Below are 20,472 nucleotides of genomic sequence, written 5' to 3' on the forward strand. Positions count from 1 at the left end.
GGCGGGTTGCCGTTCGAGGCAGTCAGTGATGCGCCGCGGATGCTTCGCTTTCGGCGCTCTTCCGGGAAGCGGTGGGCCTGCCGATTTCAATCTCCGGGTCCCCCTTCTCGGGCTGCCATGCCCCCAGTGCCAGCTGCACCTGCACGTGGGCTATCAGCAGCCCGGCCTGTGCCGCCGCAAGCTCTCTGCGCGCCTTCTCGTGCAGCGCCTGCTGCTGCAGGCCGGCATCCTTCGGTTCGATTCCAGCGTCCACGCGCGAAGAGGCATAGACCGAAGATCTGCTGCTGAGTGCCTCGGCATTTACCGCCTGCTGCATCCTGACCTGGGAGCTCGTCCACGCATGCAGGGAGTCCTCACTCTCCTTCAGCGCAGTCAGCACGGTCTGCTCGAACGCATGCCAGTTCTGATCGCTGCCGGCGCGCGCCGCTTCCTCCCTGGCCTTCTTCCGGCCAAAGCTCAGCCACTCCCACTGAAGCTCCGGGCCGGCCGAGAAGCGCTTTGCGCTGGAATCGCCCAGCGAACCGAACGGTGCAAGGATGCCGCCGAAGACATTCAGCGTGAGGCGCGGAAGGTGCGCGCGCTCGGCGAGTACGACGTTGCCAAGGCTTGCCCGCAGTAGTGCATCGGCCTTGGCGACGTCCGGCCGCCGCGCCAGGAGGTCGGTCGGCTGCGCAAGCGATGCAAGACCCGGCGGGGCCGGCAGTGGAGCCGGGGCCAGCAACGCCTCCCAGGTGTCGTCCCGCGCGGTCGGCGAGCGGCCCGCAAGAACCGCCAATGCGGCCCTGTCCGCCTGCAGCCGGGTAACGGTTGCCGCCTCCTGCGCTACCAGCTCGGCATGTTCGGATTCGACCGCAAGTGCCTCCCTGCGATCGACCAGCCCGGCCGCATACCGGGCCTTCACTCGCGCAACGCGGGCCTCGCTGAGGCCAACCTCCCGATCAAGAGAGGACAGGCTGATCTGGTCCATCCTGAGCAGGAAGTAGTTCTTCGCAACCTCGGCCTGGAGCACTGCGGCCGCTGACCTCGCGTCAGCCGCCGCGGCATCGGCCTTGCGATCGGCCATGGCTGCGGCGGTGCCAATGCGCCCAAACAGGTCCAGTTCCCAGGAGAACATCTGTCCAGCGGACAGCAGCCTCTGGGAAGGGGGCCGGGGAAGATCCTGGCGATAGGGATCCGCTTCGATCTGGGCGGACTGCATGGCTTCGGCCTTGACCTGCAGCGCACCGCTCGGCAGATAGTCCTTGCGCGCCGCGCCTGCCAGTGCGCGCGCTTCCACCACGGCGGCAAGGGCAGACTTCAGGTCATGATTCCCACGCATGGCCAGGCTGACCAGCGCATCCAGGTTGGGGTCGGAGAAGTCCTTCCACCATTGCCTGTTGGGCGTCCCGGGCAGGACATCCGCATCCAGCGCCGCCGGCGTGCGGGCCTGGCCCACATGATGCCGGGCTGCCGCGTCAGGGATCTCGGTCCTGGGGGCCACAGAGGCGCAGCCAGAAGACAGCGCCACAAGCACAGCAATCGACAGGCAGGCAACTCGATTTCCAATAGCCATGATCATGCCTCCTCGGTCGGGTGAATGCGGTAGAGCGCGGCATACAGCGCTGGAATGAGACCCAGCGTGATCAGCGTTCCAAGGGCGAGGCCGCCGATCATCACGATCGACATGCTGGTCCACATGGAACCGCCAAACAGCAGCAGCGGGACAAGGCCGAGAATGCAGACCATCTTGGTCATCACGATGGGGCGCAGGCGCTTTGCCGCAGCCTCTTCAATGGCCTGGAGAGGGGGCAAGCCATCGCGCTGGCCTTCGTCGATCGCATCGATGAGCAAAATCGCGTTGTTGACGATGATGCCGGCAAGTGCGAGCAGCCCCAGTGTTCCGATGAAGGTCAGGCTGGTGCCACTCAGCTTGAGTGCCAAGGTCGCGCCGATGACCACGAACGGAATGCTCGCCAGGACGATCACGCTCTTGCGGATGCTCTCGAACTGCCATACGAACAACAGGAACATGGCAGCAAGGCAGAGCGGGAGCAGCTTCTCGATGCCTTCGTTGGCACTCTTGCTTTCCTCGATCTCGCCACCGAGTTCAACCCGCACGCCCTGCTTGCGGAATTCGGAAAGAAGTGGCTCGACCTTGTCCGCGATCCCCTGGGCCGTCAGCTCGGAGCTCTTTGCAAGCACGGTGACCGCCCGCGCCTGATTCACTCGCTGGATTGAAGACAGCTGCGGCGCCAACCGAAGCTTGGCCACCTGGCCCAGCGGCACGCTTCCGCTGCCATCCGCCTTCTGGATCGGGAGTGCCTCAAGCTGGCCGATATCCGTGCGCAGTGCCGCCTCTCCGCGGAGGATGACCGGGAGAACGGTGTCGCCCTCACGATAACGGGAGATCGTTGCGCCGGTCAGCAGCATGTCCATGCTCTTGGCGATGTCCGCGCTGCTGATGCCTGCGGCCTGGGCCTTGGGCTGATCGACGTCCACATCAAGCTGGACGACCTGGCGTTCGGCATCGCTGGATACATCCACCATCCCCGGCGTGTCCTGCAGCGTGCGCAGCAGCTTCTCGGCGGCAATCCGATGTGCGCCGTCGCTGCTGGAGATGCGGAACGTCGCAACGCCGGCATCCGAAGACCCCATCGAGAACCGCTTGGGCTCCACCCGCACATCCGGGAAGTGTGTTGCCATCACAGAACGCAGCCGCTCAATGGCCGCTTCATGCTTGACGCCCTTCGCAAGGGACAGCACGGCATACGCGCGGTGTCCTGCGGGAGTAGGGGGATTCAGTGCCAGAATGAAGCGTGGGCCACCATCGCCCATGTACAGGGCGTGGCTGGAGATCTCCGGAACGAGCTTCTCGTCGGCCAGTACCTTGCTGATCTGGTGAGCAACCGCCATCGTATTGGCCGGGCTGGAATCCGGGGACAGCTCGATGGCCATCTGCAGCTGATGGCGCTCGGACGGCGGCATCAGCTCGTTGGGGACGGTGGTGAACAGCCAGCCGGAGGTTGCCAGCAGCGCAACCATTACACCGATGTAGATGGCCTTGTGCCCGAGGATCCAGCGGACCTTGCCACGGTACCAGCCCGTCAGCCGCTCGACCGCGCGTGCGGTGCGGCTGAGTTCGGCATGGTGATGGGCAAAGTGCTTGCACAGCAGCGGAATCAGGGTAACGCCGATGACCAGCGACAACAGCAGGGCGATGGCCATCACGATGCCGAGACTGCGCAGATACTCACCGGTTTCCGTGCTGGAGATGGCCAGCGGCATGAACGCGAGGATGATCGCCAGCGAAGAAACCAGAAGCGGCACGAACATCGTGCTGCCTGCGTGAGCGGCAGCCTGGTCCGGCGTCTCACCCAGCGAAAGCCGCCGCTCCATGTCTTCGGCAACCACGATCGCGTTGTCAACGAACAAGCCCAGGGCAATGATGATTGCACCCACCGAGATCATGTGCAGATCGATGTTCAGGATCTTCATGATTGCCATTGTCCCCAGCACCGTGGTCGGTACGATGGCGCTGACGATCAGGCCGGTCCTCATTCCAAGGAACAGGACGACGACCGCCATGACGATGGCCAGGGTTTCCAGGAAAACCTTGGCAACGCGCAGCAGCTGGGTGGAAACAACCTCGGCCTGATCCGTGATCTGGACAAGCTGCATGCCGGCCGGCAGCGTTTCCGAAAGCCGTTCAACATCGCCTCGCAGCAGATCGGCGAAGCTCACCACGTTGAGTCCCGGTGCCATGGAGACCGCTATCACCACGGCCGGCGTGCCATTGACGAATGCACCGGTCATCGGCGGGTCCTGGGTGACCCGTTCCACTCGCGCAAGGGCGCCCAGGGGCACCGAGCCACCCCTCGGCAGCGGAATCGGCGTGCTCTTCAGCTGGGAGGGGTTGTCGGCGTCACCGCTCACGTTGAGCGTGATCTCCGAACCTCCGATCTCGACGTAGCCCGCCGGCGCAATCACATTGCGCCTGGAAACCGCATCGGCAATCACATTGGGGTTGAGCCCACGCGCAGCCAGGGAAGGCACGTCCAGGATGATCTGGACCTGCTCGTCCCTCACGCCGTGCAGCGAGACACGCTCGACCCCGGGCAGCCGGAACAACTCATCGCGCAGGCGGCGGGCTTCTGCCCGAAGCTCGCCTGCGTTATAGCCATCGCCGGTCAGGCCCATGGTCATCACCGCAACCCGACCGAATTCGTCGTCCACGACCGGGCCAATCGTTCCCTCGGGAAGCTGGCTCTGGATGTCCCCCATGCGTGAGCGCAACCGTTGCCACACGATGGGAATCTTCTCCGATTCCACGGTGGGGTAAAGATCAACGTAGGTGAACGCAAAGCCTGGACGGACAGTCGTCCGGATCCGCTTGACCTCCGGCATGCCACGAATGCTCTCCTCGATCGGGCGAGCGACCAGCTGCTCGACCCGGTCCACGCCGGCGCCCGGCATGAAGCTGAGTACCGTCGCCGTGCGAATGGTGATGGGGGGCTCTTCAGTGGACGGGAAGTCGAGCGCCAGAATGAGGCCGGTGAGGACGATCGCTACGATCGCCAGCAGGGTCAGGCGGGGACGCGCCAATGAGAATGACGAGAGGCTCATTGTTCTGATCCCATCTTCATGTCGACAGGCTTGATCTGCGTGCCCGGGCGGATGGCCTTGGCACCCGCAACCACGACGCGCTGACCGGCGGAAATCTGCCCGCTCACCTCGATCCAGTCACCGTGATACTGACCCAGATCTACCTCCGCCAGCTCGGTCGTCTTGCCGTCCTTTGCCAGCCGAAGCACCTGGCCCTTGCCGCCAACGGCAGACGGCAGAACAGCCCGAAATGGCACTTGAAGCCTGGCTGGGCCTGTATCCGTTCCTGTGATCCGGACCGACCAGGTCGAGCCCACGGTCGCCGCCTCGGGCACTGCGATATATGCGGTACGCACGCCGCCAGCATCAACGCGGCCGTCGACACGGAGCACCTTGCTCGCCACGGTGTCCGAGCCGCTGATCAGGTTGACCACCTGCCCAACAGCCAGGGGAGCAGTGCCCGGAATCGCGACAGACAGCTCGCGGCCCGCACCATCGACCTGGATGGCGACAGCGCCCGGGCCCACGGACTGTCCAACTTCAACGTTTCGGGCAGCCACGACTCCGTCAAACGTTGCCTTCAGCGTGGCTTCCCCTTGTGACCAGCCGGCGAGCTCGTGCTGCGCGCGGGCATTGCGGACAGCCGCATTGGCAGCCGCCAGTTCGGCCTTCGCGGCGGTCATCTCCGCCGGGCTTAGCGCATCAGCCTTCTGCGCAACATCCAGTCGCTCGACGCGTCGCTGGACCTCGTCCAGTGCGGCCTGCGCGCGTGCGACGTCGCCGGCAGCGGACGCCTCCTGCGCTGCAAAGGGGACCGGGTCCAGTCGAGCAAGTACCTGTCCCTTGCGTACAACGTCACCCGGTTCAACAAGTACCGCGGAGACCTTTCCGGAGACCGGGAAGGACAGCTGTCCTCGCTGCGTGGCACGCACGGTGCCGATGTAAGCGCGCTGATCGCCAGCAGCCTGTCGAACGGAGGCGACATACGCGGTGCGGGCTTCTGCCGTCCCGCTCTCTGGTGTATCGGAACATCCCGTCATCGCGGACAGGGCAATGGCCAGCGCGCTGAGACGAGGCACCAATGACCAGGTCATATGGGTTTTCACGTTCGATTCCTTGTAGGGGTGGTCGGTTCCACAGACCGGTTCGGTGCCGCCGGGTCTGCAGGCGGCGTAAATTTAGGGGGACACCTGCACCCCGAACAGGACAGTTGTGGACACGCTGGGGCTCAAACAGGTCAACTGGGACAGATGGCGCGCTTGGTGATCCCTCGTCGCATGAGATGCCCTGCCTGAATCTGGTCAGCGACGTGAGGGCGTCGTTACTGTCGGTGCCCTCAGGGGGACATCGGAGGACGGGCAGGGGACCCAAAAGGCCAGAATGTGTCCGCCACGTTGAAACAGGTCCCCTCGCGGCCCGACTATGTAGGCGTCGCACTGCCTTTCGAATACGTGATGGCCCCTATCCCCAAGAATCTGCCGGCGTTCAAGGACTGGCCTGCCACCGGCGAGGATCCCGCGCTGGATGCTGTCGGTCTCCACGCTTCTGAAGATCCAAACGCCGCAAGCGAATCGCAGATTGCCGAGATAGTGCCTACCGGGGCGAGGGCAATCCTCGGCTTGGTCGAGGACCGGGGGTTCTCCCCGGAAGAGCTATGCCGCGGGCTCGGCTTCACTTATCGCGATCTATCAATGAGAGACGTGAGGCTGTCCTACCGGCAGATGCGCCAGTTGTTCATGCGGGCTGAGCGTTTGCTGGGCGAACCTGCGCTGGGCCTGGCACTGGGGGCCAGACAGACGCCCATTTCATGGGGCGTACCCGGATTGGCAATGCTCACCTGCGAGACCTACGGCGATGCACTGACGTACGGCCTCACCCATCAGCAGGCCATCGGCTCGATGCTGATCCACACGGTGGAGGAGGTGGGAAGGGAAGTGAGAATGGAAGTCCGGTTCAAACGATTCGACATTCAACTGGAGTCGGTGCTGGTCGAGGACGCGTTCGCCGGCTTCGTTGCGGTCAGCAGATACGTGGTTGGACCATCATTCGCGCCACTCAGGGTTGATTTCTCCCTCCCCAAACCCTCTGATCCTGAAGTCCATCGACGGTTCTTCCAGTGCCCTGTCCGCTTCGATGCTGGCGTCAATCGCCTGACCATAGACTCGCATTGGCTGAGCGCGCGCTTGCCCGGTTTCGATCGGGTCAATTCAAGAATTGTCCGAGAGCAGCTGGATTCACTTCTTCCAACGCGAGGGGGCCGCAATGAGATTGTTGAATCCCTGTCGAGCCATCTTCGATGTGATATCGAGGCAACGACCAAGCAGAGTGAACTTGCGAGCCTGATCAATGTCAGCGAAAGAACGCTCCGCCGCCGCCTGAGCCGCCAGGATTCCAGCTATCGGGAGATTCGGGACGAAGCGCGATATGAACGCGCCCGCGATCTCCTGCTGAACTCAGAGTTGAGCATCGCCGAAATTGCAGACGCGGTTGGATATTCCGACGCTCGTGCATTCCGCCGCGCATTCAAGCGTTGGGCAGGTTGCCTGCCAACCGAGTTCCGGGAATCCAGGTAGACAGCATCCACCTTGGTTCCAGCACGGCGGGTAACTATCGGTAGAGACCTGGCCACCCAATGACGTCGGGGCTGCCTGCACGGCCTCCGTGGTGCATGCGCTATGGCGCCCACCGCGCTTGGCCTTCACCCGCACGGCGGGCGTGCTGGGGGTCACCCAGTCCGCACTGAGCCAGGCCATCAAGACCCTGGAAGAGAGCTTGGGAATCCGGCTGCTGACCCGCACGACGCGCAGCGTTTCGCCGACCACCGCCGGCGAGCGCCTGCGCATGGCCACTGCGGCGACTCCGGCATACTTCGCTGCACGCGGAATGCCGAAGGTGCCAGGTGATCTGACCGGTCACCGATGCATCAACATCCGCCTTCCCACCAGCGGTGGACTGTATGTGTGGGAGTACGAGAAGAAGGGTCGCGAGATCAATGTGCGCGTGGATGGCCCGCTGGTGTTCAGCACGTCACCGCACATGGTCGATGCCGCGCTTGACGGCCTGGGCCTGGTGCATCTGCCCGTTGATGAGCTGGCACCCCATCTGGAAAGCGGCCGCCTGGTGCGGGTGCTGGGGGACTGGTGCCCGCTGTTCCCTGGCTATCAGCTGTATTACCCCAGTCGACGGCAGCCCTCCCCGGCGTTCCGTCTGGTGCTGGAGGCATTACGGATTTAGGTCGATGCTGCGTCGATGACCGCTCGGCATCACAGACGTGATGGGCGCACTGGAACATGGTCACCGCCTTGCAGCCGAGCCTGGATGAACTCCAGCAGGGCCCGAACCCGGGCGCTGACCGAGTGGCGGTGGCTGTAGGCACCCAGCAGCTGCCGCGGCGCCGGGCTCAGATCCAGCTGCACCTTCTGCAGCCGGCCCCTCGCGTGCGGGCTCTTCGCCAACGATCCGGAAATGTGCCGCATCCGCACTGAGTGCGCCAAGGCGTCTGACCCAATGAGAGATGCGCTGGCCATGGTCGCAGGACCCGGAATGGCCAGCCACATTGAAAGGGCAGCGGCAAACAGCGCGGGAAGCATGTATCGCATGTAAAGGTGTGCTGCAGCCGGCAGATCACGCAATGCACCGACCAACCGATGCAGAGTGCGGCAAGAGTTTGACCAGGCAAAACGCACGCCTGGACAGCCCGCCCGTCAATTGAGCGAGGCAGTTTCAGGAGCACCTTGCAAGCGCATTCTGGACGTTCCAGACACGCCCCGTTCACGGCCACCGACACCCGCGCTCACCACACTGCACCCCCTTACGCACGAAGAGGTGCCACATGGCCACCTGTGATGTCTGCGGCAACGACTACGACAAGAGCTTCACCCTGCAGCAAGGAGGGCGCAGTGGAACCTTCGATTCGTTCGAGTGCGCGATCCATGCGTTCGCGCCGCGCTGCGCACATTGCGATTGCGTGATTATCGGGCATGGCGTTGAAGGAAAGGGCCAGATCTTCTGCTGTGCACACTGCGCCGGTCATGCCGGCGTACAGGGTATAGCGGACCGGGCCTGAGTGGCCTATGGTCGATCCTGCCGATTACGCAGAGACCAGCGACGAAAGTCGAGCGACGCGGGCTGCGCCCGAGTCCGCAAGCACCGCCAGTGCACGCCGTTTCTGGGAGGGCATCGCCGCCACAGCTTCCAATGCCACCACGACCTCGAACTCCCTCGCGTTGGCGTCCAGCGCCGTAGCAAGGACACACGAATCGGCCGTCATGCCACTGAGCCAAAGACGGCGCACCCCCAGTTTGGCCAGCAGAATCGGCAAGGGACTGGCCAGGAACGCGGAGTGTTTTGGCTTGAGCACGAAATAGTGGCCGGGCAGGGGTGAAAGGGCTGTGGCAATTCGCGCAGCCGTACCCCCGTCCCGCTGGCACTGCTCCACTTGCTGGCGGAAATCCCGCTTCCAATCTGAGAAGTTGTCATTGGCATAGATGACTGGCCACTTCTGGTCATCGAAGTGATCTCTGAGGCGCCGGATCTGCCGGGCCGCTTTCTCTGCCGCTGGCGCCAGCGCGTCTGCATCTGGGAAGTCGAAACGACTGAACATGTCGATGATCAGCAGGGCAGTAGAAGGGGGGCGTGCCATGTCTCAATCTCCTGTCTGGGCATGCGGCGCTTCCACCGGCTTGGACTGTGGCGAATCCTTTTGCCGCAGGAAGATCGTCAGCACAACCAGAGACAGCACGGCCAGAAACTCGCTTTGCCAGTTCTGCATGGATTCGAACCAGAACGTGCTGCTCGCCAAGTGATCGAGAAAGCCCGGCACTGGCAGGCATTGCAGCTCCTGCTCGGCTTGTTCGGCTCGCCAGCTTCCCAATGCATGCAGCGTAAAGCTGGTCAGGAACAACAGGCCGAAGGCAATCGCAAGGGAATGGCCATAGATGACCTTCCATGCGCCACCACGCCTCACGGGCCAGGGCGTGGGCCCCGGCTCGACGCGATTCTGTTCCTGCGCAGGGTCCAGGGGCCGCGATTCGGCCGAACCACGCTGGCGCAGGCTGACGGTCAGAAGAACATACATCCCCATCTGCAGGAATTCGCTCTCCCAGTTCTCAAATGTGGCGCTGACGAAATGCCCGGTCGCCAGGTAGTGCCAAAGATCGATCGGCGTGCGTCCGTGCTGCATCAGCTCCTGGTTGTGCACGTGATGTCCCGCAATTGCCTGCCCACCAATGAATACGATGGTGAGCACGAGCAGCATCAGCGAGAGACCGTTGCGTTTCCACATGCAACACCTCGTTCAGGCTGTTCCAAAGACCATGCAGGAAGCTTGCGCGGTCGCAGCGCCATGAATCGTGATTGCTGCGCATCCAGAATGTGATGTGGCCTCAACGCTTCCCTGTTGGATCGGGATCAGGACGCTCGTAGTCCTCGGGTACAGCCTTGGGGCCATCGCCATCGTCGGGCATGTCGTGTTCCTTCCATTTGGCTCGATCATTGCGCCGCTTGTCAGGCGTATGTGCCTTCGACTGATCATCCACGTCCGTGGTCGGATTGAAGGGAAGCTTGTCGGTCATGGGTTGCTCCTGCAGCAGGAGGTTGAAGCGTGCGACGCGCCCGGTTAACGCGGTGACGTCGCGGAATGAACACCACGCACACTGCAATGTCACCGCAGGGGGAGGGGGGTGTTGCGATGCTGGAACCCCCACTTCCCGGAGAAGCACAATGCAGGCATTGACCTACCACGGCCGCAAGGATGTACGCGTCGAGACCGTGCCCGACCCGGTACTGGCGGCTGACGACGACCTGATCCTACGTGTTACCGCTACCGCCATCTGTGGCTCGGACCTGCATCTGTATCGGGGCAAGATTCCCGATCTGCACGACGGCGATGTGCTGGGCCACGAATTCATGGGCATCGTGGAAGAGGTCGGCAGCGGGGTGACCGAGGTGAAGGCGGGGAATCGGGTGGTGATTCCCTTCGTGATCGCCTGTGGTGAGTGCTTCCATTGTCGGCTGGCCGAGTATGCCGCTTGCGAAACCACCAATACCGGCAAGGGCGCCGCGCTGAATCAGAAGGGCCTTCTGCCGCCGGCCGCGCTGTTCGGATACAGCCATCTGTATGGCGGGGTTGCTGGTGGCCAAGCGGAGTTCGTGCGCGTGCCCAAGGCGAATGTGGGCCCGCTACGGATTCCGGAAGGCGTGGCCGACGAGCAGGTCCTGTTCCTGTCTGACATCCTCCCCACCGGCTACCAGGCCGCGCTGAACGCAGGGGTGAAGCCGGGCTCGACAGTGGCCATCTTCGGTGCGGGCCCGGTCGGGCTGATGAGCGCGGCCTGCTGCCGGCTGCTGGGGGCGGAAACCATCTTCATGGTCGACCATCTTCGTTACCGCCTGGACTACGCGCGCCGTGCTTACGGTGTGACGCCCATCGACTTCAACGAGACCGAAGACCCAGCTGATTACATCCTTGCCCAGACCAGTGGGCGGGGCGTGGACGCCTGCATCGAGGCGGTAGGTTTCGAGGCCGAGGGCAGTGCGCTGGAGTCGGCGTTGACGGCTGTAAAGCTGGAAGGCAGCAGCGGCGTCGCGATCCGGCAATGTATTGCAGCTGCTCGCCGCGGTGGCGTGGTCAGTATTCCAGGTGTCTACGCGGGCTTCATCCATGCTTTCCTGTTGGGCGATGCGTTCGACAAGGGGTTGACATTCAAGATGGGGCAGACCCACGTGCAGGGACTGATGCCGGAACTGCTCGACGCAATCATGGAAGGAAAGCTGGACCCGGGTGACATCATCTCGCACAGGATGCGACTGGCCGATGCGGCGCAGGGCTACGCGATGTTTGACGCCAAGGACGACGACTGCCGCAAGATCGTATTGACACCCTGAGCATGCCGCCATGAGCGCGATCGTTATGGCATGTGTCTATGCGCTCTGGTTGGCCGCCGGTTGGCTCGACTTCCACTTGCACCGGCGGACCGATCTGCCGCACACCTCCGCGTTGCGGGAAAGCGTACTGCACGGACTGCAGCTCCTGCTGATTGGCAGCGGCGTGCTGGCATGGCTCCTGCTGGAGAACACTCGGTCACTCGTCGCGCTTCTGGCGCTTCTGGTCATCGCACACGCAATCGCCGGCTACTTCGATACGGTCAGCGCGGACGGTCGCCGGCGCATCAGTCCAGCGGAGCAGCACGCGCACAGCGTGCTCGATGCCGCGCCTTGGGTTCTGCTGGGCTGGGTCGGCTGGGACGCGCAGCCGCGGTGGTCGTTGAGCGTAGATCCTGCAGCGCTGGAGGTCTGGTGGCTCGTTCTGCTGCCGGCGCTGGTGCTGGTGGTGCTGCCTTGGCTGTGGGAGCTGGGGCAGTGCGTGCGTGCAAGAGAGCAACGCACGCAGACGAGTGCGTGAGGATTACGGTGCTGGGTATTCATGTGCCCGCCACACCTCCAAGACAGTCATGTGACCGCCAAGCGGCTACGTTCATGACGTATCTCCATTGCAGACCCGCACATGCAGGATGTGACGCCGCCTTCTCCGTTGTTCAACCGCGCACACCAGGTACTGGTTCAGCAGCCTGCATTGCCTTTGCCCGGCAGCGGCCAGACGCTGCAGCGCTGGCAGGCGCTGGCAGCCTTGGGGGCAGAAGATCTCTGCCTGGCCAAGGTACTGGAGGCCCACTATGACGCCCAGGCGATTATTGCAGAGCTGAAGGCTCCAGCCGTTGCCGAAGACCAATTGCTGGCCGTGTGGGCTGCAGAGGGGCCGGCCAATACCGTTCGCATCGATGCTGGCGGTGGCCTGTACGGTGACAAACCCTGGTGTTCCGGCAGCGCATGGGTGGATGCGGCACTGGTAACGTTTCGCAATGCGCATGGCGTGTGGCTATGCCATGTGGCCGCAGAACATTGGCACACACTCGCAGGTGATCCATGGCCTGCCGTTGGCATGGCCGGAATCCCATCCACCACGGTGCGCTTTGACGGTGCACCGATGGTGATCCTGGGGGCGCGTGATGATTACCTGCAGCGCCCCGGTTTCTGGCACGGCGGGGCCGGCATCGCGGCGGTCTGGTTTGGCGCAGCGGCTGCATTGGCCGAGCGCATGCGACCGGCCTGCACCGAGGGCAATCGCGCCCGTCTACTGGGTGAAGTGGATCTCGCGTTGGCCCCGGCTGCGGCGCTGCTTCGCGAGCTGGCGGCCCGCGTCGATGCCGAGCCCGAATCGGCACATCGCGAGGACGTGGTGCGGGTGCGTTGCGTGGTCGAGCGTGCGGGTACGCGCGTGCTGGATCTGGCGGGTCGGGCGCTGGGCCCGGCCCCGATGTGCCTGGAAGATGCCCATGCCCGCCGCTGCGCGGACCTGACCGTGTTCCTTCGCCAGAACCACGCCGACCGCGATTGGGAATGGCTGGGTGGTCAGCGGGCGGCCCGGGAGGCGACATGGGCGCTGTAGCCAAAGCACCGCTGCAGGGCGAAGGAACCCAGGAGCAGGCATGGCTGCGCTGCCATTGGCTCCGCCAGCAGCCGATCACACCTGCAAGCGCGCTGTGGACCGGGCATGACCGCATGGTGGTGGTCGCGCCGCATCCGGACGACGAAATCCTCGGCTGTGGCGGACTGCTGCATCACGCTGTGGGGCAGGGTATCGATGTGAGTGTCGTTGCCGTGACCGACGGGGAAGCATGCTATCCGGGCGAGCCGTGGTGGACGCCCGAACGCCTGCGATCAGCGCGTCGAACGGAGCTTGCCGCGGCATTGGGCGAACTCGGCATTCCGGCCGGCTCCGTATTTCACCTCGGTATCGCCGACGGCGCGGTCGGCGCGCACGAACAGTGCCTGGAAGGCTGGCTGCAGCAGCATCTGCAGCCGCGCGACCTGGTCCTGGCGCCATGGCGGTTTGATGGCCATCCCGATCATGAAGCGGCAGGGCGTGCTGCCTGCCGCGCAGCAAGGGCGGTTGGCTGCCGCCGATTGGAGTACCCGGTGTGGGGGTGGCACTGGCTGGACCCTGCCTGCGCACATATGGCGTGGGAGGTTCCCAGACTGATCGACATTTCAGCAGTGGCGGCCGCAAAGCGAAACGCGATTGCGCATTTCCGGACGCAGACGGGCGACGTGCCGGACTTGAACAGCCCGCCGGTGCTGCCCGCGCATGTACTGACCCGATTCTTTCGAAACTACGAGGTATTCCTGGCATGAGCGCGCAACCGTACTTCGATGAACTGCATGAGCAGGAGGATCCATTCGGCTATCGCAGCCGATGGTATGAAGAACGCAAGCGTGCGCTGCTGCTGGCAAGCCTGAGCCAACGCCAGTTCCACCGTGGCTGGGAGCTGGGATGCTCCAATGGCGTTTTGACCGAGGCCTTGGCCGATCGCTGCGAGCGCCTGCTGGCGACCGACATCAGCCCGCGCGCGGTGTTCCAGGCGCGCCGCAACCTGGCCCATCTGCCGCATGTGCAGGTTCATTGCGCCAGCCATCCCGAGCAATGGCCGCCAGGTCGCTACGACCTGATCGTCTGCGGTGAAATAGGCTACTACCTGGCGGCAGGCGCACTGCGCGAGCTGCGCGGCGGTATCGATGAAGCACTTCGCGATGACGGCCTGCTGGTCGCCTGCCATTGGTTGCCCTCCTTCCCGGGGCGCGCGAGCCGCACCGAGGTGGTGCATCGATGCCTGGGTGAGGGCCTGCAGGAAGCCTTCCACTACCGCGACGCGGACTTCGTACTGCAGGGGTGGACGCGTGGTGCGTTGTCGTTGGCCCAACAGGAGGGCCTGCGGTGATAGGCGTCCTGGTTCCGGCCCACAACGAAGCAACCAGCATGGAACGTTGCCTGCAATCGATCAGGAGGGCGGCCCTGGATTCTGCCCTGGGCGGCGAAGCGGTGGAGGTGATTGTTGCGCTGGACGATTGTTCGGACGCCACGGAATCCATCTGCGGCCAACAACGGGTCGATACGCTGCGGCTGCATGCACGCTGCGTCGGCACTGCCCGGGCCGCAGCCGCCGCCGAGCTGCTGGGCCGGGGCGCAAGATGGCTTGCGAGCACGGACGCGGACAGCGAGGTACCTCCTGAGTGGCTGGTCGCCCAGCTTGAGGGACGCCAGGACGTCTTCTGCGGGCTGGTGGACATCGCAACGACCTGCAGTGCCGAGGAGCGCCTGCGCAAGGCGTTTCGGAGGCGGCAGCAATGGGGGGACGATCATGGGCGTATCCACGGTGCAAACCTGGGCGTTTCCGCCCAGGCCTACCTTGCGGCAGGCGGCTTTGCGCCACTGCACTGCGGAGAGGACGTCCAGCTGGTGAGGACATTGCAGCGTCTCGGTGCTGATGTGCGATGGGCTGGTGCGCCGCTCGTCATGACCAGTGCGCGCCTGGCAGGGCGTGCGACAGGCGGGTTTTCCGCCTACCTGGCGGAGATGGGAGGGGCGGGCGCCGCGTCGGCGGCGGGCCAGCCGATCCTGTTGGCTTGAAAATCAGCCGTTTCGGCACGCCGTGGCGGGATGCACCGGAAATTCTGTGAAACTCCTCCGTTCACCGGGCAATATGTGACCAATTCACGTTTGGCGTTTACGGTCTCTCAACGACGCCGGTCTTAGATTGAGCGGCCGGGAGAGCAGGAGCGCCACCATGCCGAACAGAGCCATTGTCTACGCCAGCGAAGCCGTCCCTGGATTCACGTCCGAGCGCTTGAAAACACTTATGGAAGATGCGGCCCGCTTCAACCGATCAGCGGGTGTGACCGGCGTCCTGTTATTTGACGGCCGGCACTTCCTGCAATACATGGAGGGACCTGCCGACGGGCTGGATGTGGCATTTTCCCGCGTCAGCGGCGCCGGCAGTCACACCGACCTCATGGAACTTGCTCGCGGGCGTGTCGGGCAGCGGCGACTACCGTTCTGGCCGATGCGCTGCCTGCCAGTCAGTGCAGATGAGCTGCGGATGATCGCCCTTGCGGACTGGACCAGCTTCATCCAGCGGGCCGCGACCAACCAGCCGGGTGCTACCGCGATGGAGAAGCTCCTCTCGATCGTCGAGCCCTACGCTAAAGCGGCCTGATTGGTCGATGCGCCTGCCGTAGGCCGATCCTTCCCGGTTTCGCAGGGCGGCGCAGGGAGTGAAATGGGCTTTCCCGTGCTGACGCCCCACCTGAGCTGACTGCGATGCTGGATCAGTGCGTGGTCAAAGGCGTGCAGGCGTCCCCCACCACGCGTTGGACGGCTTGCTGCAACTGGCCGATGTGGAATGGTTTGGCTACGAAGGCTGCGCTTCGGTGGCGCTGCGGTACCAGTTGGTCATAGACCGCAGACACGAACAGGAAGGGGACGCCAAGCTCGGCCAAGCGATCGGCGACCGGAAAGACCACGCCGTCACGAAGCTCCACATCCAGCACGGCGCCATCGAACGTCTGCTTCTCCAATAGACCCATTGCATCAAATACGCTGTACGCATGGGTTACCTGGCCCCCTCCTTCTTCGAGCGCCTGCTCCATGAGTGCGGCCAGATCGAACTGATCTTCCACCAGCAGCAGGTTGCACCTGCGCCGGCTCATATCGGGTTGCATGCGCGCATGCCTGTATTGCCTCGGGAACTGCAGTGTGTGCTGTGCTGCATCAAGGCTGCGAGTGTGGAATGTCAGCCCGGTGCGAAGCTGGGAAGGTGTCGACAATGCTGTCGAGGTGGCGTGGAAAGAGCCCGGGGTTCCTTGACGGCATATTGGCAGCGGCCATGGATTATTGCCACCATCTTCGACACTGGAGCTTCTGCCATGCATCGACCTGGAACCGATCCTGCTTCGCCACGCGTGCTGCGTGTCGAGAGCATGTCCCTGGACTGCGGTGGCACCGCGGTTGTAGTGGAACTTGAACGGACACCCGAACGGGCGTGGATGAAGTCGCTGAAGCGAGCCGTTCAGGCCGACACCGCCCTGGAGGGGGCGCAGGCCAAGTTTGATGGCCGTTTTGTGTATTTCGTGGGCATGGAGGAGAGTGGGCATCGCGTCCAGCATCACGTGGTGCAGGCGCTGATGTCGGCGGAACCGGGCCGGGACCCGGCCAGGCGCAAGGGTTTCCCGGGCGCGGCACTCTCCAGCTCGATGACCGCCTGAGTGCGACCTGGGCCGATACGGCACTCCGCCCTGATTGCCACCGTCAGCCCATGCCGGCCGCCGTCGCGGCTGAAGCCTGCCATGCGCTGGCACGCGTGCGCACATCCGAAGCGCACGGTGCGTGTAGACGCGATGCGCAGCGGCCGCGGCACAGCTCAACGCAACCTCCACACCAGTGTCACCGCGCGTACGATGCGCGTCGCTAAGGTAGAGCTGTCTGCAACAACCGGTGGTGTCATGCCTCTTCGAGCAATTGCCTATGTAAGTGAAGCGTCCGACAGCCTGACTGCGGAACGACTGCAGCAGCTTGTGATGGAGGCAGTGCTGTTCAATGAATCCGCCGATGTCACCGGTACGTTGCTGTTTGATGGCACCCGCTTCCTGCAGTACCTCGAAGGTCCCGAGGCTGGGGTCAACGGCGCGTACAAGCGGATCCTGGCAGCCGGCAGCCACAGCGGGGTGGTCGAACTCAACCGGGGGAGGGTGGGCCGGCGGCAGTTCCCGCAATGGCGGATGTGCTGCGTGCGGGTGGATGAACTGGCGCTGGGAAAGATCGCCATCTCCGACTGGACAGGCTTCGTGCGCAGCGCATCGGCGCTGCCTTCAGGCACCAGCGCGCTCGATCGCCTGCTGTGGGTGACGCAGTCAAATGTGGAAGGCGTTGCCAGCAGCGCTCTGGAACCTGACGGCTGGGTGGTGCGATGAATACCGCTCCGTCGCCGTCTGGTCTGGTACGCATCGGTTGCGCCGGCTGGTCCCTGTCCCGGTCGGCGCAGGAAGCCTTTGGTCAGGGCAATAGCGTTCTTCAGCGCTACGCCACCCGCCTGCCCATGGTCGAGATCAACTCCTCGTTCTACCGTCCGCACTTGCCCAGCACCTATGCACGGTGGGCTGCGAGCGTGCCGGACTATTTCCGCTTCGCAGTGAAGATGCCGCGCTCGATCAGCCATGAACATCGGCTTCGCGATGCGATGCAGCCGCTGCAGCGGTTCCTCGATGGGGCGCTGGCACTGGGTGACAGGCTGGGACCGCTGCTGCTCCAGTTGCCCCCCAGCCTGGCATACGACCCGGCGACGACGGAGGGCTTCCTGCAGGGCCTGCGTGCACGTACCCAGGTCGATATGGCCTGTGAGCCACGCCATCCCAGTTGGTTCACTACGGAAGTGGACGCCCTGCTGAGCGACCATGGTGTTGCACGGGTTGCGGCGGATCCAGCGCGGGTGCCAGGCAGCGCGCTTCCTGGCGGGGACCGCACGTGGAGCTACTGGCGCTGGCACGGGCAGCCGCAGATCTATCGCAGCGCCTACAGCGAACAGGCTCTGGCAGGCTTGGCGCGGAATCTGCAGCGCGAATCGGATGCGCAACGATCAGTCTGGTTCGTACTGGACAATACCGCGCTGGGCCACGCCACCGGCAACGCCCTGCGCCTGCAGGCCCTGCTGCAGGAGGGCGGGCATGCCTGAGGGCCCATCCATCGTCCTGCTGCGCGAGGCTGCGAGGCATTTCAAAGGGCACGTCGTCCGCACTGTTTCAGGGAACAGCCGGATCGATCTGTCGCCACTTCAAGGGCGCAGGGTGAAAGCGGTTCGAAGCTGGGGCAAGCACTTCCTGTTGGAGTTCAGCCACCAGACCCTGCGCATCCATCTGATGATGTTCGGCAGCTGGCGCATCGACGAACGGAAGCCAACCCCGGCGCGGGTGTCCCTGGGGTTCAACAATGGGGAGCTGAACTTCTATGCCTGTTCCGTAAAGCTCATTGGCGAGCCATTGGACGACGTCTATGACTGGCGGGCGGACGTGATGAACGATGCCTGGGATCCGAAGCTGGCCCGGCGCAAGCTCAAGGCGATGCCGGACGTCATGGTCTGTGACGCGCTTCTGGACCAGACCGTCTTCGCCGGCGTGGGCAACATCATCAAGAACGAGGTGCTGTTCCGCATAGGCGTGCACCCGGCTACCCGCCTGGGTAACCTGCCACCGCGCAAGCTCACCGCCTTGATCACCCAGGCACGCGCCTACAGCTTCGATTTCCTGGAGTGGAAGCGCCGCTTCGAGCTGAAGAAGCACTGGCAGGTACACACACGCAGGATCTGCCCGTCGTGCGGCGGCCCGATCAGCAAGCTGTACATGGGCACCACCCGGCGGCGCACCTTCTTCTGCCCGAACGACCAGGTGCTGTACGAACCCTGAGGCCGCCTTCCATGGCGGCCGGGTTACATTCGACGCGGCTCAGGCAGCCTGCGCGGCCTTGGCGTTGCCGCCGCCCTTTGCCAGCAGGGTCAGCTTCTCATCGGTCGCCTTCTCTTCCTCCAGCGTCTCCAGCAGCAAGGGGAGGGCCTCCTTGTAGCCCAGCTGTTTGGCCAGCGCGGCGATGGTGCCGTAGGACGCGATCTCGTAGTGCTCGACCTTCTGCGCACCACCAATCAGGGCGGCATCACGCACAGGGCCCTTGTCGATGCTGTCGATCACTTCCTTGCCTTCCTCCACAAGACCCTCCATCGCCGCGCACTTGATGCGCTTCAGGCGGATGCCAAGCACCTCCACCACCTGATCGATGCGTTCGATCTGGCCTTGGGTTTCTTCCAGGTGCGTTTCGAACGCCGCAGCCAGATCCGGATTCTCGGCCGCACGGGCCAGGCGCGGGAGGGCCTTGGTCAGCTGTTTCTCGGCGCTGTAGATGTCCGACAGTTCGTGGATGAACAGGTCTTCCGCCGTCTTGATAGCCATACTGAACTCCGTAGTGAGTGGAGCGCTCAGCGTAGGCGTCGCCCGGTTGCGCCAAGGCAGGGGCCAGGTGAAGGCGGCATGGGAACGCCAGCAGGAACCCTGCGCGCCGTCTTCACGAAGCAGGGCCTGTCACTGTGTGTGGCTGCATTTCGATGCCGGCAGGCCTTCGGCATGGCTTCACGATGGCATCGTAGCTTGGGGCTGCTTGCGTCCCCGGTCGATGGCCTCCGTCGGAACAGCGCTGCAAGGCCCTGCCAAGCAGTGCCTTGCACCAGGACATCCCCACGCGAGTCTGCCGCCGTCGCGGCCCCCTCAGGCTTCGGCGGCGGCATCCGCATCGCAGGGCATACAGCGCTCCTTCTTGGACTTGATGTCTGCAGCAGTCTTCGCCAGTGCCTCGTAACGCTGGCGTATCTCCTCAAGGTGGGCCGGCTCCATCGATTCCAGGTTCAACAATTCCTGGTTGGCGTCCTTGCTGACCCGGATCAGTTCATCCAGTTTGATGTGCAGCGCGGCAGTATCGGCGTTCTGCGTATGCTGGATCAGGAACACCATCAGAAAGGTCACGATGGTCGTTCCCGTATTCACCACCAGCTGCCAGGTATCATTGAAGTGGAACGCCGGCCCGCTGGCGGCCCAGGTGATGATCACACCCAGCGCTGCGACGAATGCCCCCAAACTGCCGGACAATCGCGCCGTTGCGGCCGCCACACGCGCAAAGCCGCGCCGGATCACTGGTTATCTCCCGCGGCCTCCTTATCCGTGCGGCGGTCTGGCAGCTTGACCCGCTCCCCAAGGTGCTTGGCCTGCTCTTCCGGCGTTGGCGCAGCGACGAAGGGAGAGATCGGGTCACTGGCAGGGAAGGTTTCCTGCAGCGCTTCGTCATGATTGCGGCGGTTGTGCAGCTCCGCCTGCAGCGGACTGACAGGATCGGGACGCTGCGCTTCCGGGTCCGGGTGGGGAAGGTCTTTCTGATCGCGTTGCATGGTGAATCTCCAAGTTGATCACCACCAGTCAGGTGGCGGGCCCAGCATAGGAGTGCGCTGTGAGCGGCCCCATCAAGAG

24 protein-coding genes are annotated in these 20,472 nt (G+C 63.9%); 14 read left to right on the plus strand and 10 right to left on the minus strand.

All coding sequences use genetic code 11. From position 1 onward, the window contains the following. Window positions 1-22 precede the first annotated feature (22 nt). The 3 genes from AC0Z6F_RS08720 to AC0Z6F_RS08730 are packed head-to-tail and all read right to left on the minus strand — an operon-like array spanning window position 23 to window position 5,687. Window positions 23-1,552, minus strand: a complete 1,530-nt coding sequence (locus tag AC0Z6F_RS08720; RefSeq protein ID WP_485617067.1) for a TolC family protein — start codon at window positions 1,550-1,552, stop codon at window positions 23-25. Between the two features lie 2 nt (window positions 1,553-1,554). Next, window positions 1,555-4,602, minus strand: coding sequence for an efflux RND transporter permease subunit (locus tag AC0Z6F_RS08725; protein WP_485617068.1), 3,048 nt, complete (start codon window positions 4,600-4,602; stop codon window positions 1,555-1,557). Continuing rightward, window positions 4,599-5,687 carry an efflux RND transporter periplasmic adaptor subunit gene (locus AC0Z6F_RS08730; RefSeq protein ID WP_223276796.1) on the minus strand — a complete coding sequence of 363 codons (1,089 nt, stop codon included), beginning with the start codon at window positions 5,685-5,687 and terminating at the stop codon, window positions 4,599-4,601. The genes AC0Z6F_RS08725 and AC0Z6F_RS08730 overlap by 4 nt, the downstream gene beginning before the upstream one ends. Window positions 5,688-5,963: 276 nt before the next feature. Between AC0Z6F_RS08730 and AC0Z6F_RS08735 the strand changes: the two genes are divergently transcribed. From AC0Z6F_RS08735 to AC0Z6F_RS08745, 3 genes are all read left to right on the plus strand, one after another. Beyond that, window positions 5,964-7,154 carry an AraC family transcriptional regulator gene (locus AC0Z6F_RS08735; RefSeq protein WP_485617069.1) on the plus strand — a complete coding sequence of 397 codons (1,191 nt, stop codon included), beginning with the start codon at window positions 5,964-5,966 and terminating at the stop codon, window positions 7,152-7,154. Window positions 7,155-7,272: 118 nt separating this feature from the next. After that, entirely contained in the window at window positions 7,273-7,815 is a 543-nt protein-coding gene (locus AC0Z6F_RS08740) for a LysR family transcriptional regulator (RefSeq protein ID WP_485617070.1), read from the plus strand. Between the two features lie 598 nt (window positions 7,816-8,413). Continuing rightward, the gene (locus AC0Z6F_RS08745; protein ID WP_197581196.1) at window positions 8,414-8,647 is read left to right on the plus strand and encodes a hypothetical protein; all 234 of its coding nucleotides are present in this window, start codon (window positions 8,414-8,416) and stop codon (window positions 8,645-8,647) included. A gap of 24 nt (window positions 8,648-8,671) precedes the next feature. Here the strand turns inward: AC0Z6F_RS08745 and AC0Z6F_RS08750 are convergent, their stop codons facing one another. The 3 genes from AC0Z6F_RS08750 to AC0Z6F_RS08760 form a co-directional block, all read right to left on the minus strand. Next, on the minus strand, window positions 8,672-9,223 hold the full coding sequence (locus tag AC0Z6F_RS08750; protein ID WP_485617071.1) for a cysteine hydrolase family protein: 552 nt from the start codon (window positions 9,221-9,223) through the stop codon (window positions 8,672-8,674). Between the two features lie 3 nt (window positions 9,224-9,226). Next, the gene (locus tag AC0Z6F_RS08755; RefSeq protein ID WP_197581191.1) at window positions 9,227-9,865 is read right to left on the minus strand and encodes a DUF6766 family protein; all 639 of its coding nucleotides are present in this window, start codon (window positions 9,863-9,865) and stop codon (window positions 9,227-9,229) included. A gap of 100 nt (window positions 9,866-9,965) precedes the next feature. Next, window positions 9,966-10,154, minus strand: a complete 189-nt coding sequence (locus tag AC0Z6F_RS08760; RefSeq protein WP_081352294.1) for a hypothetical protein — start codon at window positions 10,152-10,154, stop codon at window positions 9,966-9,968. Window positions 10,155-10,302: 148 nt separating this feature from the next. Here AC0Z6F_RS08760 and AC0Z6F_RS08765 point away from each other — a divergent pair, with 148 nt between their 5' ends. The 7 genes from AC0Z6F_RS08765 to AC0Z6F_RS08795 all read left to right on the plus strand — a co-directional run bounded on the left by AC0Z6F_RS08765 (window position 10,303) and on the right by AC0Z6F_RS08795 (window position 15,632). Further along, the gene (locus tag AC0Z6F_RS08765) at window positions 10,303-11,466 is read left to right on the plus strand and encodes a zinc-dependent alcohol dehydrogenase (protein ID WP_485617072.1); all 1,164 of its coding nucleotides are present in this window, start codon (window positions 10,303-10,305) and stop codon (window positions 11,464-11,466) included. Window positions 11,467-11,476: 10 nt separating this feature from the next. Beyond that, the gene (locus tag AC0Z6F_RS08770; RefSeq protein ID WP_197581185.1) at window positions 11,477-11,983 is read left to right on the plus strand and encodes a hypothetical protein; all 507 of its coding nucleotides are present in this window, start codon (window positions 11,477-11,479) and stop codon (window positions 11,981-11,983) included. A 102-nt stretch (window positions 11,984-12,085) separates the two neighbouring features. Continuing rightward, window positions 12,086-13,027, plus strand: a complete 942-nt coding sequence (locus tag AC0Z6F_RS08775; RefSeq protein WP_485617073.1) for an acyl-CoA dehydrogenase — start codon at window positions 12,086-12,088, stop codon at window positions 13,025-13,027. Further along, entirely contained in the window at window positions 13,015-13,773 is a 759-nt protein-coding gene (locus AC0Z6F_RS08780) for a PIG-L family deacetylase (protein ID WP_197581179.1), read from the plus strand. The genes AC0Z6F_RS08775 and AC0Z6F_RS08780 overlap by 13 nt, the downstream gene beginning before the upstream one ends. After that, window positions 13,770-14,357 carry a class I SAM-dependent DNA methyltransferase gene (locus AC0Z6F_RS08785; RefSeq protein WP_485617074.1) on the plus strand — a complete coding sequence of 196 codons (588 nt, stop codon included), beginning with the start codon at window positions 13,770-13,772 and terminating at the stop codon, window positions 14,355-14,357. Before AC0Z6F_RS08780 ends, AC0Z6F_RS08785 begins: the two co-directional genes overlap by 4 nt. Then, window positions 14,354-15,046 (plus strand): glycosyltransferase, encoded by a 693-nt coding sequence (locus AC0Z6F_RS08790; RefSeq protein WP_197581173.1) that lies wholly within the window; start codon window positions 14,354-14,356, stop codon window positions 15,044-15,046. The genes AC0Z6F_RS08785 and AC0Z6F_RS08790 overlap by 4 nt, the downstream gene beginning before the upstream one ends. A gap of 157 nt (window positions 15,047-15,203) precedes the next feature. Continuing rightward, the gene (locus AC0Z6F_RS08795) at window positions 15,204-15,632 is read left to right on the plus strand and encodes a BLUF domain-containing protein (RefSeq protein WP_197581171.1); all 429 of its coding nucleotides are present in this window, start codon (window positions 15,204-15,206) and stop codon (window positions 15,630-15,632) included. Window positions 15,633-15,744: 112 nt separating this feature from the next. Here the strand turns inward: AC0Z6F_RS08795 and AC0Z6F_RS08800 are convergent, their stop codons facing one another. Continuing rightward, complete coding sequence (locus AC0Z6F_RS08800; RefSeq protein ID WP_197581168.1) at window positions 15,745-16,137, minus strand: response regulator; 393 nt, start codon at window positions 16,135-16,137, stop codon at window positions 15,745-15,747. A gap of 324 nt (window positions 16,138-16,461) precedes the next feature. Between AC0Z6F_RS08800 and AC0Z6F_RS08805 the strand changes: the two genes are divergently transcribed. From AC0Z6F_RS08805 to AC0Z6F_RS08820, 4 genes are all read left to right on the plus strand, one after another. Then, on the plus strand, window positions 16,462-16,680 hold the full coding sequence (locus AC0Z6F_RS08805) for a hypothetical protein (protein ID WP_485617075.1): 219 nt from the start codon (window positions 16,462-16,464) through the stop codon (window positions 16,678-16,680). A 237-nt stretch (window positions 16,681-16,917) separates the two neighbouring features. Then, window positions 16,918-17,385, plus strand: coding sequence for a BLUF domain-containing protein (locus AC0Z6F_RS08810; protein ID WP_485617122.1), 468 nt, complete (start codon window positions 16,918-16,920; stop codon window positions 17,383-17,385). Then, entirely contained in the window at window positions 17,382-18,143 is a 762-nt protein-coding gene (locus AC0Z6F_RS08815) for a DUF72 domain-containing protein (RefSeq protein WP_197581161.1), read from the plus strand. Before AC0Z6F_RS08810 ends, AC0Z6F_RS08815 begins: the two co-directional genes overlap by 4 nt. Beyond that, window positions 18,136-18,870 (plus strand): DNA-formamidopyrimidine glycosylase family protein, encoded by a 735-nt coding sequence (locus AC0Z6F_RS08820; protein ID WP_197581158.1) that lies wholly within the window; start codon window positions 18,136-18,138, stop codon window positions 18,868-18,870. The genes AC0Z6F_RS08815 and AC0Z6F_RS08820 overlap by 8 nt, the downstream gene beginning before the upstream one ends. 39 nt (window positions 18,871-18,909) lie before the next feature. Here the strand turns inward: AC0Z6F_RS08820 and AC0Z6F_RS08825 are convergent, their stop codons facing one another. The 3 genes from AC0Z6F_RS08825 to AC0Z6F_RS08835 all read right to left on the minus strand — a co-directional run bounded on the left by AC0Z6F_RS08825 (window position 18,910) and on the right by AC0Z6F_RS08835 (window position 20,393). Next, complete coding sequence (locus AC0Z6F_RS08825) at window positions 18,910-19,407, minus strand: YciE/YciF ferroxidase family protein (protein WP_197581155.1); 498 nt, start codon at window positions 19,405-19,407, stop codon at window positions 18,910-18,912. A 312-nt stretch (window positions 19,408-19,719) separates the two neighbouring features. Then, entirely contained in the window at window positions 19,720-20,142 is a 423-nt protein-coding gene (locus AC0Z6F_RS08830; RefSeq protein ID WP_019336571.1) for a low affinity iron permease family protein, read from the minus strand. Continuing rightward, window positions 20,139-20,393, minus strand: a complete 255-nt coding sequence (locus tag AC0Z6F_RS08835; protein ID WP_485617076.1) for a hypothetical protein — start codon at window positions 20,391-20,393, stop codon at window positions 20,139-20,141. Before AC0Z6F_RS08835 ends, AC0Z6F_RS08830 begins: the two co-directional genes overlap by 4 nt. Window positions 20,394-20,472 lie beyond the last annotated feature (79 nt).

The organism is Stenotrophomonas sp. 1L-E-5-B-C3 (genome assembly GCF_057292075.1).